At 70.9% G+C, this 1,208-nt stretch carries 1 protein-coding gene; it reads left to right on the top strand.

What is annotated here, in order from left to right; all coding sequences use genetic code 11:
* On the top strand, window positions 1-1,097 hold a 1,097-nt coding region (locus IY392_RS15190), incomplete at its 5' end, for a pyruvate kinase (protein WP_228549477.1).
* Window positions 1,098-1,208 lie beyond the last annotated feature (111 nt).

Here is a 1,208-nt window from a genome sequence, read left to right as displayed (position 1 = left end):
GCCCCCCGCTGTGCGTCCGGGTGGACCCGCGGTGGCTCGCGGGCCGGAGGCCCGGGGACGTGATCGAGGTCCCCGATGCACGGCGGCTGCGTCGACGCTTCACCGTGGTGTCCGTGGATGACGGTGGAGTCCTCGCGGAGGGTGATCGCAACGCGTGGGTGCGCGACGGCACGCTGATCGACTGCGACTTCGAGCGCACCAGGGTCCGCGGCATCCCTGCGGTGCCCCAGCGGATTCGCGTCCACTCCGGGGACCGGATCCTGCTCACCGTGGACATGGAACCGGTGGATCCACCGCGGTCCGGTGCGGAGATCCGACTGGGATGTGCGCTTCCCGCGGTCGTGGAGGCGCTGGCGGTGGGTGACCGCGTCCTGTTCGACGACGGGGTGATCTCCGCAGAGGTCGTCGAGACCGCCACCCCGGGTGCCACGGACGCCCCCTGGGCCAGGCTGGAGGTGGTGCGCTGCCGGGAGGGTGGCCGCTGGCTGGGGTCGGAGAAGGGGATCAACGTCCCGGGACTGGAGATGGACACCCCCGCGCTGACCGAGGAGGACCGACAGAGTCTCGACTTCGCGTCCCGACACGCCGATCTCGTGGCGCTGTCGTTCGTGCGGACCAGAAGGGACGTCGCCGACGCGGTCGAGGCCCTGGAATCCGCGGCCTCGGAGTCGGGGCGGGAGCTGGGACTGCTCCTCAAGATCGAGACCCGGCAGGCGTACCGGGCGCTACCGGACCTGCTGCTGGAGGCGATGCGTCACGAGCGGATCGGTGTGATGATCGCCCGCGGTGACCTCGCCGTCGAGATGGGTTTCGAGTCGCTCTCGGAGATTCCGCGCAACATCACGCTGATGTGCCAGGCGGCCCGCGTCCCCGTCGTCCTGGCGACGCAGGTGCTGGAGTCGTTGGCGAAGACCGGGATCCCGTCGCGCGCGGAGATCTCCGACGCCGGGTCCGCGCAGAGGTCCGAGTGCGTGATGCTCAACAAGGGGCCCTATGTGGCCGAGGCGATCGAGACCCTCGACGTGATCCACTCCCGGATGGGCCGGATCCAGCGGAAGGCGCTGCCACTGATGCGCCACGTCGACAGTTGGGACTGACCGCCGCCGCCCCGCCACGGCTACGCCCCGGCGGTGTCACCGCGAGCCGCGCGGGCTGTGCCAGCATGGTCGCCATGACCTCATCGCGGCGGACCGGCCAGTGGCGATGGG

This window comes from Dietzia sp. SYD-A1 (assembly GCF_015356725.1).
Taxonomy (GTDB): Bacteria; Actinomycetota; Actinomycetes; order Mycobacteriales; family Mycobacteriaceae; genus Dietzia.
Note: the sequence above shows the minus strand (reverse complement) of the source record. Positions and strands in the feature narration are given on the sequence as shown.